Origin of the sequence: Asticcacaulis sp. W401b, assembly GCF_046503825.1 — a bacterium.
Classification (GTDB): Bacteria; Pseudomonadota; Alphaproteobacteria; order Caulobacterales; family Caulobacteraceae; genus Asticcacaulis.
Window position 1 is genome coordinate 18,360 of sequence record NZ_JBKFEE010000017.1, and the last position, 14,984, is coordinate 33,343.

General features: G+C 56.0%; 10 protein-coding genes. 5 read left to right on the forward strand and 5 right to left on the reverse strand.

Annotated elements, in window-relative coordinates; all coding sequences use genetic code 11:
• The first annotated feature begins 46 nt into the window (after positions 1-46).
• Positions 47-232 carry a hypothetical protein gene (locus ACK8OE_RS18540; protein ID WP_410273816.1) on the forward strand — a complete coding sequence of 62 codons (186 nt, stop codon included), beginning with the start codon at positions 47-49 and terminating at the stop codon, positions 230-232.
• Between the two features lie 38 nt (positions 233-270).
• Here ACK8OE_RS18540 and ACK8OE_RS18545 read toward each other — a convergent pair whose 3' ends face one another.
• Positions 271-1,521: a hypothetical protein gene (locus tag ACK8OE_RS18545; RefSeq protein ID WP_410273817.1), complete on the reverse strand. Its 1,251-nt coding sequence runs from the start codon at positions 1,519-1,521 to the stop codon at positions 271-273.
• A 1,144-nt stretch (positions 1,522-2,665) separates the two neighbouring features.
• On the opposite strand from ACK8OE_RS18545, the gene ACK8OE_RS18550 reads away from it, so the two are divergent.
• Positions 2,666-4,651, forward strand: coding sequence for a hypothetical protein (locus ACK8OE_RS18550; protein ID WP_410273818.1), 1,986 nt, complete (start codon positions 2,666-2,668; stop codon positions 4,649-4,651).
• Positions 4,652-4,669: 18 nt separating this feature from the next.
• Here the strand turns inward: ACK8OE_RS18550 and ACK8OE_RS18555 are convergent, their stop codons facing one another.
• Together ACK8OE_RS18555 and ACK8OE_RS18560 are read right to left on the reverse strand one after the other, a co-directional pair.
• Positions 4,670-5,362 (reverse strand): Fic family protein, encoded by a 693-nt coding sequence (locus ACK8OE_RS18555; RefSeq protein ID WP_410273819.1) that lies wholly within the window; start codon positions 5,360-5,362, stop codon positions 4,670-4,672.
• A 141-nt stretch (positions 5,363-5,503) separates the two neighbouring features.
• Positions 5,504-6,871 carry a hypothetical protein gene (locus ACK8OE_RS18560; protein WP_410273820.1) on the reverse strand — a complete coding sequence of 456 codons (1,368 nt, stop codon included), beginning with the start codon at positions 6,869-6,871 and terminating at the stop codon, positions 5,504-5,506.
• 269 nt (positions 6,872-7,140) lie between these two features.
• Here ACK8OE_RS18560 and ACK8OE_RS18565 point away from each other — a divergent pair, with 269 nt between their 5' ends.
• From ACK8OE_RS18565 to mobF, 3 genes are read left to right on the forward strand one after another with little or no spacing between them, the layout of a single operon-like run.
• The gene (locus tag ACK8OE_RS18565) at positions 7,141-7,542 is read left to right on the forward strand and encodes a hypothetical protein (RefSeq protein WP_410273821.1); all 402 of its coding nucleotides are present in this window, start codon (positions 7,141-7,143) and stop codon (positions 7,540-7,542) included.
• 20 nt (positions 7,543-7,562) lie between these two features.
• Positions 7,563-10,181, forward strand: coding sequence for a type IV secretion system DNA-binding domain-containing protein (locus tag ACK8OE_RS18570; protein WP_410273822.1), 2,619 nt, complete (start codon positions 7,563-7,565; stop codon positions 10,179-10,181).
• Positions 10,181-13,312, forward strand: coding sequence for a MobF family relaxase (mobF, locus tag ACK8OE_RS18575; RefSeq protein WP_410273823.1), 3,132 nt, complete (start codon positions 10,181-10,183; stop codon positions 13,310-13,312). Before ACK8OE_RS18570 ends, mobF begins: the two co-directional genes overlap by 1 nt.
• A 101-nt stretch (positions 13,313-13,413) precedes the next feature.
• On the opposite strand, the gene ACK8OE_RS18580 is transcribed toward mobF, so the two are convergent.
• Both ACK8OE_RS18580 and ACK8OE_RS18585 read right to left on the reverse strand, forming a co-directional pair.
• On the reverse strand, positions 13,414-13,845 hold the full coding sequence (locus tag ACK8OE_RS18580) for a MarR family winged helix-turn-helix transcriptional regulator (protein WP_410273824.1): 432 nt from the start codon (positions 13,843-13,845) through the stop codon (positions 13,414-13,416).
• 227 nt (positions 13,846-14,072) lie between these two features.
• On the reverse strand, positions 14,073-14,918 hold the full coding sequence (locus ACK8OE_RS18585; RefSeq protein ID WP_410273825.1) for a pirin family protein: 846 nt from the start codon (positions 14,916-14,918) through the stop codon (positions 14,073-14,075).
• Positions 14,919-14,984: the final 66 nt, after the last annotated feature.

Here is a 14,984-nt window from a genome sequence, read left to right on the forward strand (position 1 = left end):
GCGCCCTCCGGTCCTCCGGAGGGCTCTTTTCATTTGGAGACAGGCCATGAAAACATTTCCCTCTTTTCATCCCAACGATATCGACGACACCGCGGACGCGACCTTCTGGGAGCTAGTGTTCGAAGCGGCGCACCCCCAGGACCGACTTGATGAGCAGTCGGAAGATTATCGGTTAGAGTTGGCCGAGTTTTACGGAATCGCGGCGGCAGAACAGCGTGGACTTGAATTCTGAAGATAGGGCTGACCGAGGTGGTCAGCCCTTTGCATTTCTTAGGGCTTCGATTTCTTTGGTCGTTGCGGGGTAGAGTTGCGGAGTTCGTCAGACGCCCTTTTCATCGTGAAGCTACGCTGCAGAAGCATCTCAATCGCGTCAACGATGTGACCCAATTGCTCGGCCGTTGGTGCATAACCTCGGTGAGCAGACGCGCTGCCGGCATCGGCGACGACGGCAAGGATGTCTTTCTCCTGCCCGCTAATGAAGCGCTGCGTCTCCATCTCGGCCAGTAGTTTCGCGAAGTTTGGCTGATCTCCCACAAGCAGGAAGCCGGCGCGATCGAGCAATGTCCGCGCCGCGATGGACGATACGACGGACAACTCGTTTGTGAGGGCGATGTAAAGCTCATTGATAACCGTCAGCAGCGTCTGGTCGCTCAGACTTCCTAACCAGGCCGGCTGTTTTCGGACTGTTTTGGCAGGATAGTGCGTCGTTTCCACCCCGGGAATGATTATGGGCCGCCCGCGCTCGTCCTCATCAACGGTATCCCATTCCGAAAACCAGTGCTCCTTTCTTACCGACAGTCCGTCACATCCGCTGCATTGCAGGGTGTCGAATTTAGTGGACCATTCGATTAAGCCATCATTGCCAAAATCGGTGAAGCTGGCTCGAACTTCAGCGTTGCGCATTCCACCGCAGGCATTGCAATGGGCCTTCACCTTCTTCGCCGGCGTGTCGGTCTCCGGTGTAGGGGATGTCGGTGTTTGCGTAGCCGGTTGTATGACGGGCTCCTCTCGCGAAGCTGGGGGTCTGAGCCAGTCCCAGCCGAGATTAGAAATCCGGTAGGAGTCGAGTACTTCATTCTCGATTAATCCATCGCGTGCTGTCCGGTTGATCAGCTCGTCCACACGGTCTTCGTCGATCGTGCCGATAATGGCCGTGAGTGCTTTCTGGTCTTCTAGGTTCACCTCTCCGAGTTCATCATCCTGCAGCTGCTGCGCCATCCACTTCAATAAGTGCGTCATCTGCCGCTGGACATTGGGCAGGGGCGCGCTGGCCAGTTCGTCGAGATTGACCGAATTCACCTTCGCAACGTCCTCAGTACCGACGCGAAGGTGGCGGATGCTGTGGCTTAGGCGGGCGACAGTCTTAACATCACCACCTTCAAGCCTATGGGGGAGCATAGCCAGGGCCGTCCCGGTGATTTCGAACTTGCCGCATCTCGAACATTCGAAGTTTTCAAAGTCACCTGTGGTCGGCGCTTGTTTTGCAGGTGAGCCGCAGACCGGACATTTGGATGTAGCCACCGACATTCCCCCAATGATTCATACAATCTGGAATATAGTCCGATTATTGCGCATGGCAAACACCTCAAGCCGACACACAGGGTCAGTCCCGCGGAGGGAACAAATAAAGAACAAATGACTCGACTCGGCGTCGGGAGGGCGCTATGTTGACTGTACATTCATTTATTTAGGGCTACCCATGTTTGACAGAATTCAGACAACGAACCCGTGCGTCCAATTGCATGATGGCGCGAAAGTCCGTCTCGATATCCGGGGGCACAGACGGCCCATATTCGTCGCGGACCGGTGTGGCCTGCATTACGATATCGCCGGGCAGACCTACGATCTTCAGGGTAATGCTGTCGATCCGAAAGCGCCTGCAATCCTTGAGGTGCTGCAGTAGTCTGGTGAAGCGCCGGGCAATGCGCTACAGGGGCGATCCCGCTGCGCGGACCGGGCTTTTCGCAAGTCAGCCCGCTATGCGGTCTTCGCCCTCTGGGCCTCAATCCCTATCGCACTGTTTGACGGTCTGCACTTGTTCTGAGTGAGCGGTTTGGTATCGCCGTGGTTGGCGGGCATGAAGGGATGTTTTGGGCGGTCCGCCGACAGTGGTGCAGGCCGGCCTTTGGCCTGGGCCTGGCCGCCGCTCGGTCTTCGACCTTCGGGCGCGCTGTGTACCGGCTGGTCGCCGGTACGGTCATCTCATCAATGATCGTCCCATCGTACCAGATCACCTCCAATGTCAACGGCTGCGCCGTTTCCCTCCGGATATGGCAGGCCATATCCTCCGGTGACATTCGAGGGCTCCGATCTGTTCCTCGGTCCTATCATCGATTTCGATAGGAAAGGTCACGACCATGTCTAATCAAGCTCAACTCGGCGAACCTCAGCGGTATAAAGCCCCCCAGCCTTACGACTATAACGATGCGGAAACGGAGGCTTTGCTCTGTGCCATGGAGGCAAGGTGGAAGGCGGAGCGGAAGCAGAAAATGCAAATGGCTGCCATGCGGCAACGTAAAAAGCGATAGATAGTATCCGCCCATCAGGACGTCCTGGTGGGCGCTTTTTTTTGTTTTCGAGCTCAGGTGGTTTTACGGCCAGCGGTTCGCCACCAGCCATTGCGAGCTGTCGAAGATCGCCTACATTGACTTAGAGGGGAGAGGCCGTGGCGAGTGAGGAATTCAATAAATTCGAGGGTGCTGTGCCGCATGAGCGCGGAGGGCTTGTGCTTGGAGAGCGCGACGGAATTCTGATCGGGATCGACGACGTTTCAAGTGGCTTGGCGTGCGGCTGTATCTGCCCCAATCCGTTGTGCGCGGCGCCTTTGGTGGCCAAAAAATGCAAGCCGGGCCGGATGGACCATTTTGCGCATTACAAGCGGCGAGATTGCGGGGTTGCTCTTGAAACGGCGCTTCATAAAGCGGCGAAAGCCATCCTTGAAGAGGCTCGACAATTTGAGGTTCCCGCCTACACCGAATGGTTCGGAGATCAAGAAGAAGTCCTGCTCAAGGGTCGGTGCCTCCAGTTCGACGAGGTGCGACTTGAACAGCGAACCGGACGGATCGTGCCCGACGTCATTCTGATAAAGGATGGCCACGAACTGATCGTCGAACTCGTTGTCACACACTGGTGCGATCAGACAAAGATCGACATTCTCGCATTGCAGGGTCTCGCCTGCGTAGAAGTCGATCTCAGCCGATACCGTGAGGTTCCAAGCCTCCACAACCTTCGTGAAATCGTTATCAGATCGGCACCGAGGGAGTGGCTCAACAACCCGGTTGGTGTTTTAAGGGCGCAGAAGCGCGAAGCGGAGCTTATCGCCGAAGCTCAAGATCGAGCGGCAACGCGTGAAGCCCTGATTGTAAAGGTGATCGGCAGCTTCGAGCGCATCGGTCCTGAAACCAATTTCCCGAACGCTGTGGACGTCCCCGAATTCGTTGACAAGCTGGGCCTCAACAGTTTGCTGAACATTTCCATCTTCGGGGATCAGTGCCTCTCCAATCGACTGGGATGGCAGTTGTGTGTATTGGAAGCCTTCGTGCACAGAAGTTTTATGGCTGGCCCCTCGGCATCGGCTTTCTCGACCAAAGACGTGCATGAGAAGATCAAAGCCTTCCGTCGCCAGGGATTTCCGAACTGGATCGACGAAGATATTCGTGCAGACGTGCTGGAGCGTCTGCCTCAGTATCGGTCCAGCTTTGATGTGGCAAAAGCTTATCTCGAAGTGCTTCAGGGTGCCGGCATCCTACAGTTCCGCAAGGGGTGGTCACTCTCCGCGAACTTCCGTCTGGCGGTTGGCGAAAGGGAATGGCTGAAGACAGAGCGGGCGAGGCGACGAGACGAGGTTCGAGACCTGGCGCGCGATATTATTCGTTCGATTCCCAAGGGAGAGCGAATGGGCTTCGACTACGACCGGTGGCTTCAAATGCCCTTCATTCCCGGCTCGACTATAAACGATGTAATCCGATGCGATCCAGATCCAGACGACATAGACGATCTGACGCCGGAATATCGGACCCTTACCGCAGACCTGTCGGCGCTGAGAGATATGTTTGCGAAGTCCGGCCCAATCCCCAAGAACATGCTTTTCTTTCCCCTACATGCGTCAGTGCAGAGGATCAAACGCGATCGACATCTTCAAGCGCTTGCGGCGGAGGCCGAGAGACAGCGTAGGGTTCAGGCCGAAGAACAGGCCCGGATTGAGGCCGAGCGGAAACGTCTGGAGAACGAGCGTCTCGCCGCGATTGCCCGCCAGGAGCAGGAACGACAAAATGGACTGCGTCGACTGGCGGCGTTCCGGACCAGGCTTGCCGCTGAGTTTCCGTGCGAGACTTTTGGCGACCTGGAGCGGGCGCTTGTTATTGCCGGACAACCTGCCGTATCCTTGGTTCAGCAGAGCGACCGAGACGGCGAAAGGGTCGAGGACTACCTGACTGAGCTTAGCCAGATCGGCGCATTGACAGGAGAGCGTAAACGGAGGCTGGCGGCGGCTAGTCGGCAGCTCTACATGTTGTCGGGCGTGGCTAAAGACAGACCCCGCGCAATGCAGTTCTTAACGACGTTCAATCCGGCCTATGGTGCGCGACCGATCGACCTATGCCTCAATCCAGACGTCTCAAACGACCTCCGTGAGAAACTCTACAGTTTCTAGCGTGAGCCCAAGGCGACGCTATGGGGTATAAGGGGAGGGGGTTGCGACATTCTTCCGAGGCACGTTGAACGGTTCTCCGAGGAAGAAAGCAAGGTATTCGGCGACGAGACCCAGTTCTTCGTCTTCCGTCCCGGTTGGAGCGCGGGTGAAGATTTCCAGCGCCGTTGCAAGCAATCGATCGTAGGGGCGCGGGTGTAGCGCGAAACGTGGCGATAGCGAGTAACCATACTCTGTCGCCATGGCCGCGAATAGAGCCCGCTGAACGTGGCCGTTGCCATCAAGGAAGGGGTGAATCTTTCCAAACCAGCAGAAACCATAGGTCAACACGATCAGCCTACCGTAGTCGTCTGCATTGGTGTCTTTAAGAAGGTTTTGGCAGGTCCCCAGCAACTTCGTCATTTGCGGGGCCACCTCCTGGGGTGGGCAGAATTCATACTCGGTGCCCGGCTTAAGCTGGCTTGCGGCAATCATACGCCTGTCGAAGACGGTCGTGTCTGCGGTGCCACGGTAAGTGCCGGCATATTCAAGATGTCCGGCGGGCGTGAAAGGCGCGAACAATTCCTTATGTAGTTCGCGTGGGTCAGCCAAAATAGCTTGTCGCCTACGGCGGTCTGCAACTATCTCGATCAATAGCTGCCCACATTGGGCAGACATGTTGGCGTCATAGTCTTTCGCGGTATGCGCTTGCCAAGGTAGCGGTGGCTTCGTCATGACTCAGTTCTTCAGGGGTGTGACCGACAGTTCGTTCGTATCCAAAGCCGCGGTCGTCCCCACCCGGCCACCATTTGTATTCGCCCAATGCGCATCGTTCTCGAAGCGATAACGCGACTGGCGGATGGGACTGAACGGTCGCTATCGGAGCCGGTCCCTGGCGCTCTTGTAGCGTTCGAGGGTGCCGCCGGGAAGTATCTTCATCAATGTCCCATCCCGTTCAACCGCTAAGTGACCGGCTTTGAGTCGTTGGCGCGCAACGTCCAATTCTTTGGGCGTAAATTCGTGGTGCCATTCCGGTCGAAGTAGGATGGCTTCAACTGAAATATCCATCAGCTCTTTAAAATACAGACCGGCGAGACCTTTCTGCTCAGTTCGGCCTTCCAGCAACCGTCTGGCTGTACCGAGGCCACCCAATTTTCGTAACATTCCCTTGAAACCAGTCATGGGAAGTTTGAATTTCTGACCGATGCTTGCCGTTTGCTCCAGAAGCGCTTTGAAGTTTGCGTCATCCTCAGAGTAGACGGGTTCAATCGAGGCTTTGACGGCGTCAATCGCGCCGACGAAGGACTGGAGATCCACCCGCGCATACTCTTCCTTCCAGGTCTCGAAGTGCTTCAGGATGGCTCGGATATTGTCCCTTACGAAGGTCATATCGGTGTCCGATAGGCGCAAATTGGGCCGAAAAGGCAATTTGATTCCGGGCACTCGACGGACGAATACGAGGGATTTGCTTTCAAGCTTCTCAGCAGGCGATTTGAAATAGCCGGTGAATTTGCCGTTCCGGGATTGGACTTTAAACTCGACTATCTGCTCGCCGGCTTCGATATCCTTCCAGTCTTCGTAACAGTCATAACCCTCCAGTACCGGCCGTTGTTCGCGCTCTCGTTCTTCTTCCTTCTTACCCTTCGCGCTCAATGGTTCCGACCAGAATATGACCCGCACTTTCGCCCATTCGCTACTGTTAGGGGCGCGCCTAAAAGCCTCCAGGAGGTCGGAGGTGAGTCTGGTTGCAGTCGGGGCCGCGCGTTTCCGTTTTTTCCAGACCTCTGCGGCTAACATCAGGTGACTATCTTCGATTTCGTAACTGTCGGGCAACTGCCGCTCGAACCATTGTCCTATAGTCGCGATAATCGCTGGATCGCGAATAAGCATGTTGGCCTCGACCCATGACTTGTTCGGTGCGCCTTCGACTGCGAGGCCGTTTGATGAGGCGTTGGACGATCCCAGTAGGACCCCTTCTGGTGTCCAGTAAACCTTCGCATGGAGTGATGGAAGCGACCGAACCTCGCCTTTATCGCAGAGGGTCATCAGCTTGCGAATCTCTATCGGATTGCAAGCGCCGGAATCGAGATTACAGATGACGGACAGCTTGAGACCGGAACGGTTCAATCCCAGCTTTTCGACGGCCTCGTTTCCCCAAAATGCGACGGCTATTTTCGCACGGCTTGCGTTAGCGAACAATGTCTGCAAAGCCTTGGCTGCACCCGCTTCATCTAAAAATTCCATGAAATCCTCACTCCACTTAGAGCGGTATTTGAACAGCGATCACAGGTCGAAATCCAGTGCGAAATAGTCTAAAAAAAGAGGTACACCTGACGCACGGGTGTGGGTAAGTATTCTTATTGAAAACAGCGGCTTATTAGGGGGTAGGCATACGACAAATTGTCGTGTCTGAATTTGCTTGCGACGGCTGCGGGTATTCTATAGCGTAAACAGCACCTTAGACCGTGACCGTTAGCTGACATTTTGCCAGCTGTCTCAAGGACGGTCCCCGCATGCCCCGGGAAAATATCAAGGAACTTCGCGTCTATATTCGCGCGGAAACCTACGCCAAGCTCGTTGCCCAATCCGAGCAATCCGGAGTCCCTATTCGCTACCTTATACAGAATGCCCTCGAAAAGCACACGATCGAGGGGCGTGACTATCTCCTCCATCAGTCCGCGCGCTACGCCTATATCGGCGCGTCCATGGCGTTGCAGATCGCTACCAAGCTCCTTTCGCCTGAGGATCTGAGAAACCGGCTCGAACGGGTCTCGGGAAGCTTTACGGCAACCTTTGGCTCCACCCCGCCGATACCCGACGAGGTCCGCGCGCGCATTGAGACCGCTCCGAATGGTTTCGTGCTGGAGTTCGCCCGACTCCTCGAAGCCTATGTCAATGCTGACGAAGCCGCGTAGGCAGGGAAGGGAAGTCCATCATGTCCGATCAAAAGCCCCGTCCCGAGCGGACGGCCGGTGCTGCGTGGCTGCGCGGCGGCCAGACCATCTCGCACACCCTGGAAATGATCTGGGAGATCGCCAAGAAGTTTCTGATCATGCTCGCCCTATGGGGCGTGTTCTGTATCTACAGCGTCAATAAGCACGCGACCGACGACGAGCAGCTCTATGGAAGCGTCGCTTTGCTGGTGAAGGTCTTTCAGTATTTCGGCAGTCCGATGCCTCAGCAGGTGACTGTCAGACAGCCTGACGGCACTGAACTAATCGTGCCGATTACCGAGTACGAAAGCCTGCCCTATGTCGCCGCCGTTCTCGACCGATATGGCGAGCTTCTGTTCTATGCGACGATCCTGTTCCTCGCTGGCGCCGCCGCCCTTCTGGCGCTGGCAACGGTCCTTTTCATCCGACAGGGACAGCTAAAGTTGGAAGACAAGGAACTGCGCGGCCAGACTATCGCATCAGTCACATCCTTGCGTGCGCAGATCCAGAAGTTCAACGCGGATGAGGTGCGCAAGATCAATCGCAGAATCGTCGAACGGCTTACCGGAAGGACCGCGCCCGCTATCGGAATACACCCTGAAACTGGGTTCAAAGCCGCCTATAGAGACTGGCTATATGTTCTCAAAAGCATCCTCGAAAGCCCGACCGACTCAGTTGCCATACTGCGGCGGAAACTCAGACCCGGGCGCCCGCTTCTGGCGTTGCCGGCACCGTCGACTGGCACAGCATTGGTGCCGTACACCGCAGACGGTGACCTAAGGTTAAACCGGAAGGCCGAACGTTATTATCAGGTAATAGACCTCCCGTACTGGGTGTCAAACCGGCTCTCGAAAAGCGACGCCGATATTGTCCATGACATCACAATTCGCGCCCGGGCGGCGGGTGCAGGTGATTTTTACGAGCGCTTCAGCGAGTATGAGCACCATAGAATCGTCGGCGTAGAACTGCCGATCAACTCCCTCTTCCAACATACTCTGGTCGTCGGATCGCCGGGTTCCGGCAAGTCGCAGGCGATTCACGGCCTTATAGAGTCCATAATTCGGCGGCGTGAATGCGCCATAATTTACGACCCCGAGCTGGAATATATCCGTGCTCATTACAAAGAAGGCCGGGATGTCATCCTGAACCCCTTCGACCGGCGTACCGCAAGTTGGTCACCATTCAACGATCTCGCGGATTATGCCTCATGGGAGCAGGCCGCAGCCGACCTTTTTCCGCTACCCAAAGGCAGTCAGGACCCATACTGGACACTGGCATCACGACAAATCTACTGTAACGCTGGATATAAACTGGGTGTCATAAAGCGTCAGCATTTCGGGGAGAAGCCGACGATTGAAGAGCTGATATGGCTCATCATTGGCGACTTCGAGACCCTTCATTACTTCCTGAAAAACACCCCCGCCGAACGCACTTTGGGCGAGAAGGAAGGCTTACGGTCAGAATCACTGCGCTCTGTCATCGTCAATGGCATTACGCGCATGATGCACCTTCTGGATGGCCGCGAAGACTTTTCGATATCGGACTGGATCAACGGTCCGCAGAGTCACGGGCTTCTGTTCCTCTCGCGGCCGCAGCACCTTGAAGCCTCGCTGACCCCGCTCATCGCTCACTGGTCGTCGATTGCTATCACCACTTTGTTCACCCGCACGCCGGAGCAGTCAAAGAAGATCACGCATATTATCCTCGATGAGTTCCATTCACTTGGGAAGGTCGAGATCCTCGCCGACGCCCCGGCACGTCTGCGCAAATACGGCGGATCGATGATCATGGGGATGCAGCAGGTTTCGCAGCTCGATGACATCTACGGAGACAAGAAAGCTCAGACCATCATCGGTCAGCTAGCAACCAAGTTGATCCTTCGTTGCCAGGACCCTGACACAGCCCGATCTATGGCCGAGCAGATCGGGCAGCGCGAGGTCAGCCGAACTCAGGAAAACACCTCGTATGGCGCCCACCAGCTGCGCGACGGCGTATCGCTCAATACCAAAGAGCAGACCGAGTTCGTATTCATGCCGGAAGAAATTATGAACTTTCCCATGTTCCAGGGCGTTCTGCGCGTCTCGAATGTTCGCGAGGGTCGTCCGTTTCCGGTAGCGCCGGTGAAGTTCCGGTATCGCGACCGATCCACCGACACCGAAGGTTTCACGATGCGCGTCGGGCCCGATCCGATTGATGAGTTTATGAAGAAGGACAGATCCTCTTCGAAACTCTATGCGCTCCTCGACAAAATCAAAACGGAGGGCCAGAGCGCGGACAATCGCGAAATGTGCGCGCAGGACCCAACTGTCGTTTCCACCGCGGCAAAGGACGGCGGTGTTTCATCCAAATCAACGGCTTCCGGTCGCGACGGAAACACCTTCGACGCTGAGAACCCCGAAAAGCGAGGCGGCATTGACGAGGGCTTGCTCATGCCAGATGCCACGGAAGCCAAGCGAGAAGTGCCAGACCCGGATCTGGAGTCAGAATCTAAGGCGGAGCCCGGCAATCGCATCGACACCGCATCTGGACAGTCACCGGCAGCGCCACAAAAGGCAAAGGCGGACGAAGATGATCGACAAAGGCAGCTCTTCGAAGACGACAGCTATATCGGTCTGCCCTGATGCTGAAAATCACAAGACTTAAGAGCGCGTCCCGTTCCGGCGACTATTATGGCAAGGACGACTATTATGTCACCGGCGAGGCCAATAGTCCCAATCTGATATGGGGCGGGGAGGGGGCATCCCTCCTCGGCTTGACCGGCGACGCAAATAGCCTGGACTTCAAAAAGGTGCTGAACGGCATCAATCCCGATCCAGATGGCCCGGCCCTGTCGCGGGTAGATGAGGCCCTGCGCGCACAAGCGGAGCCAGAGGGTCGCGATCCGGACAAGCCGCTTCCCAAGCACGCACCCGGATGGGATATGACTTTTTCGGCGACCAAATCGGCATCGATCATGGCGTTGGTCGCTGGCGACGATCGTATCCAGTCCGCCTTCAACCGCTCTGTTCAGACGGCAATGGTTTACGCGGAAAAGCATTTTTCGATCACCCGCCAGAGGACCGAAGGCGGCAAGATTGCCCATCTCCTCACCGGCAATTTAACCTACGCGACGACGAGTCACTCCATGTCGCGTGCCGGCGATCCGGAGATGCACAATCATGTCGTCTTAGCCAATGCGACGAGGCTGGATGATGGAGGCTGGCGGGCGTTGGAAACGGACGCTCTTTATAAACACCAGCAGTTCCTGGGAAACATTCAAAAGGCTGAGTTCGCTCACGAGCTGATTAAGCTCGGCTACAACCTCGTACAGGGAAATACGCAGGGAACATGGGAGATAGCCGAATTCTCCTCCAGCCATCGTGGCGAGAATGAGAAGGCTGGGGTCGGACCGGCCGACCATTTGATGGAGACATTCTCGAAACGTCATCAGCAGATAATCAGCAAGATAGCTGCCGCCGAGGCGGAAAAGGGCCGGGAACTGACCAAGGGCGAACGGCAGACCCTTATCCTTCAGGATCGACCTAAGAAGCTGCTCACCGACCGGGAAGTTCAACAGGCGCTCTGGCGGGAGGTGGCCAACGAGGCTGGCGTTGACCTCGACCGCATCGTGAGCGGCGCAAAGGCGCGAGAGAAAGGGGTCGACCTCACGCCCCAAACCAAGGGAAAGATCGGCCTTGCAGGCCGGGTCATGGCCTATGTCGATGAAAGAATACTGGGCCGATCGCGCGACCTGTCACCGGAAGCCTCATTGGAAATCGGCCTGCGCAGTCAGGAACGCCTGTCGACCATATTCACCGCCCATGCGGTCATATTCGATGCCATGCGTGCCAACGGGAATCGACACCGTATTCAGGATTATCTCGCTACCGGTTTTTTTCAGCGACCAGAAATCGTTAAGGCAGAGAAAGAGAAGCTAGCTCACATCACCACAAAGCGGGCCCTTGCGCTTGAAGATGCCATAGTCGAGCGGGTCATTCGTAATGAAGGGCGGTCGAAAGCCTACACCCCGGCCGAAGCGGAGCGCGCCATCTATGCCGCGGTGGCCGAAGGGAAGGCCGTCGAACCCAACAGTCAGCAGGTCGCAGTTGTCCGGTATGTCCTTACCGACGGCGCTCGCTACTCCGTGATACATGGTTCTGCCGGCACCGGTAAGACCACGACCTTCGATCTGGTCCGCCAAACGCTTGATCGCGTGTCGAAGGGGGAGGTTGAGATTGTAGCCCTGGCACCAACTCATAAGGCGAAGGGTGAACTGACGGATCGAGCCGGTATCGCCACCGAGACCGTTCAGATGTTCCTCCTTTCGCACCACACTGAGTCCCGTATCGCGCCTGTGACCGGACAGGCCTCCAACCTGAAAGGCAAATGGCTTCTCGTTGACGAGGCTTCGATGCTGTCAAACACACAAATGGACAAGATCATCGACGTTGCGGAGCGAGCGGGCATTGACAAGGTTATTTTCTCTTTCGATGAACGTCAGCTCGCTGCCATGGAGGCCGGCGCACCGGCACGTCTCGCCATGCACGCGGGAGCGTCTACCGTTTACCTGAAACACAATATCCGGCAGGCCGAAATGCCGGTTCTGCGTGAAGCAATAATGAAGATGGCTGACGGCAAGCCCTGGGAAGCGCTGCCGGCGATCCGGCCCTATGTCGTGGAAACCCATTCTAACGAAGACCATATCCTCGCCCGTGCAGCCGTCGGGAAATGGCAAGCTATGGGGCCCGATACAAAGGTTGTGGTCGGGACCAATAAGATGCGCGGAGTGGTTAATGCCCTTATCCGCACCGAGCTCCAGGGTATGGGCGTAGTCGGCCGCGAGGACGTTGAGCATATGACGTATGTGTCGGAAAACCGCAGTCCGGAAGATCTTGGGATGGTCACCACCTATGGCCTCGGGGACCGCGTGATTTTCCATAAGACGGATGAGACACATCGCATTGGTCGCCATACGGTTCACAGCGTTGTCGGTATCGACCTCCGTACCAACCGACTAACCTTGGAAAGCAAAGAATACGGCAAGAAGTCGTATAGCCTTGCTGGACTGACGTCGGGCAAGGTTGAGCCGAGCTTCGGCGTCTTTCGCGAGCAGACGATCAAACTGTCCGTGGGCGACCAACTGGCCTGGAACATCACGGACAAGAAGGCGGGCATCACAAATAACGATCAGTTCATCGTCGCGGCCATAGGCAATGGCAAGCTGACGGCGGCGCGCGAAGTCGATCAGGATGGACAGCGGATTGTGAAAACTCACGTCTTCGATTTGGAGCGCGACCACGCCGCCCGCTTTATGTCTCACGCCTACAGCCTGACTGCCAATCGCGCACAAGGCGGCTCGTTCGAAAAGGTTGTCGCGGTCCTCGGCTCCTACATGGGTGAGTTCGCCAATCTGGCTCGCGGATACGTAATGGCGTCACGTCCCAAGCAGGAATTTCAATGGGTGACCGATGATCTAAAGGGCCTATTTCGCCGCTTGGCCGAAAACGACGGGATCAACCCGATCGCTCTGAATCACATCGATAGGGCACTGGACGAAGGAAGCAAGACGCCAAAGACGCCACGTAGTGATCAGACACCAGAGATCTCGAAGCCCGGAAAGGGGGCCGAGGAGAACAAGCCGAAACTGGACCGGAAGCCAGCCGATCCTCAGACTGGATCACATCATCTCGAAGACCAAAAAACGTCCGCGACCAAGGAGAAAGACATAGGAGAGAAGCAGATTTCAGCGCACGATATTCCGTTTTCACTTTAGTGAGTAGTGGGAAAGTGCTTTCAAATTAGTGACTTGTGACGGATTTGCCTGCGAAATTTTAGCAAGGCATTTAATTCCACTCGCTGAAATCTTTCGCGTGCTCACCGGCCTGCCCTATATTCAATGGCGATCAAAGCCAAAGCATGGCGCATCGCACGGAAACGATCGGCGCCTACGATCGATTCCGACCAATGCTCGAAAGTGCGGCCGACTGAGAGAATACTGACTTGCAGTGCGAGACCGCGTTCAGTCAGGTAAATGCGCTTAGCGCGGGCATCTTGCGGTTCGACTTCGATGCGGACGTAGCCAAGATTGCTTAGGTCAGCAACCAAGTAGGCTATGCTCTGTTTTTTTATTCCTGCGGATTGGGCTATGTCAGTGGCGCGTGCGCCTTCACTGTTAAGTGCGCGCAAAACGGCCAAATGGGCGGGGCGCACATCCTGAAACCCTGAGTTCGATAGTTCGCTGAACAGGTTTTCATCCCACCGTTCGATCATCTTCTCTAGGAGATGAACAAAGCTTTCATTATCCATGGCGTCCTAGCGTGGATAGAGTGCTGAAATCTCTAAATCCAAACGGGTTCGTTCGCATACAAACGATTACCAGTCAGGCTTAGCACGGTTCGCTTTGGCCACCATTGTCCTAGGTTGGGTTGCACACAAAAGGCCCCTTCTGATGCCTGTCCATTCCCCTGAAGTGGGGAAGAGACTGCACTTAAGCGACCAGGCATGTCCCATTGTTGTCGGGACATGCTGATCACCTACATTTCTGAAAGATGTCCCATATCACCCTGCCGGTAGCGTTCAAACGCTGCGCGTAACTGCTGTTCATCATTCATTATGAAGGGACCATAAACAGCGATCGGCTCGTCAGGATCGGTTCCTGAGAGCAGAAGCAGATGCGTTGGTCCTTCAGGTTCTAGCGCTAATGCCGCGGGGTCTAAGGCCTGAACGGCAAGAGCTTGTCCTTCCCGAATCGTAATCACACCAGTGTCAGACTTTACCGCCAGCTTGCCCTTTAGGATGTATAGAAGGACATTGCGGCCTGAGGGAATGTTGTAGGTCCAGCTGCTTTTCAACTTCACATCCAGGAAATCGAAAGGTTCAGCGGGGACAAGCGGACTTGATGCGGAATCGAAATGTCCCGCGAGAACACGTGTGACATTGCCAGTCTCATCGGTCACGACCGGAACCGAACCGGCCTCGATATGGAACATGGCTGGTGCGATGCTTTTATTGGAGCGCGCGAGGTTCACGAACACTTGGACGCCGTGCACCTCAAGGCCGTTTTGCGCGGGAAGTTCGTCGTGAACGACCCCACGTCCCGCTTGCGTCCAGACCATTGCCCCCGGGGCGATAACGAGGTCATTCGACAATGAATCGCGATTGCGGAGGCCGCCGATAGAGTCCTCGAACAGGTATGATACCGCTGAAAAGCCAGCGTGAGGATGCGGGGCGAAGGTAGGGCCCCGCATACGGTAGTGGTCGAAGCCCATGACAGGATAGGCCAGTTTTCCTAGTCGCTTTAGGTCAAGGCGTTTTGCAGAAAACTGGTCGCCATGTGCAGCGGGTATCGCGTCGGCGACCGGGGAAAACAGCAGACTCATAGACAGGTCTCTTTCAGCTCGATTGGAATAAGGGCCGGAAATCGGGTTGGGGCGGCCGGATCGCCG

Excerpts from the sequence above, each read along its gene's own strand:
- ACK8OE_RS18540 (WP_410273816.1), top strand. The coding sequence starts at position 47 with ATGAAAACATTTCCCTCTTTTCATCCCAACGATATCGACGACACCGCG.
- ACK8OE_RS18555 (WP_410273819.1), bottom strand. The coding sequence starts at position 5,362 with ATGACGAAGCCACCGCTACCTTGGCAAGCGCATACCGCGAAAGACTAT.
- ACK8OE_RS18560 (WP_410273820.1), bottom strand. The coding sequence starts at position 6,871 with ATGGAATTTTTAGATGAAGCGGGTGCAGCCAAGGCTTTGCAGACATTG.
- ACK8OE_RS18565 (WP_410273821.1), top strand. The coding sequence starts at position 7,141 with ATGCCCCGGGAAAATATCAAGGAACTTCGCGTCTATATTCGCGCGGAA.
- ACK8OE_RS18570 (WP_410273822.1), top strand. The coding sequence starts at position 7,563 with ATGTCCGATCAAAAGCCCCGTCCCGAGCGGACGGCCGGTGCTGCGTGG.
- mobF (WP_410273823.1), top strand. The coding sequence starts at position 10,181 with ATGCTGAAAATCACAAGACTTAAGAGCGCGTCCCGTTCCGGCGACTAT.
- ACK8OE_RS18580 (WP_410273824.1), bottom strand. The coding sequence starts at position 13,845 with ATGGATAATGAAAGCTTTGTTCATCTCCTAGAGAAGATGATCGAACGG.
- ACK8OE_RS18585 (WP_410273825.1), bottom strand. The coding sequence starts at position 14,918 with ATGAGTCTGCTGTTTTCCCCGGTCGCCGACGCGATACCCGCTGCACAT.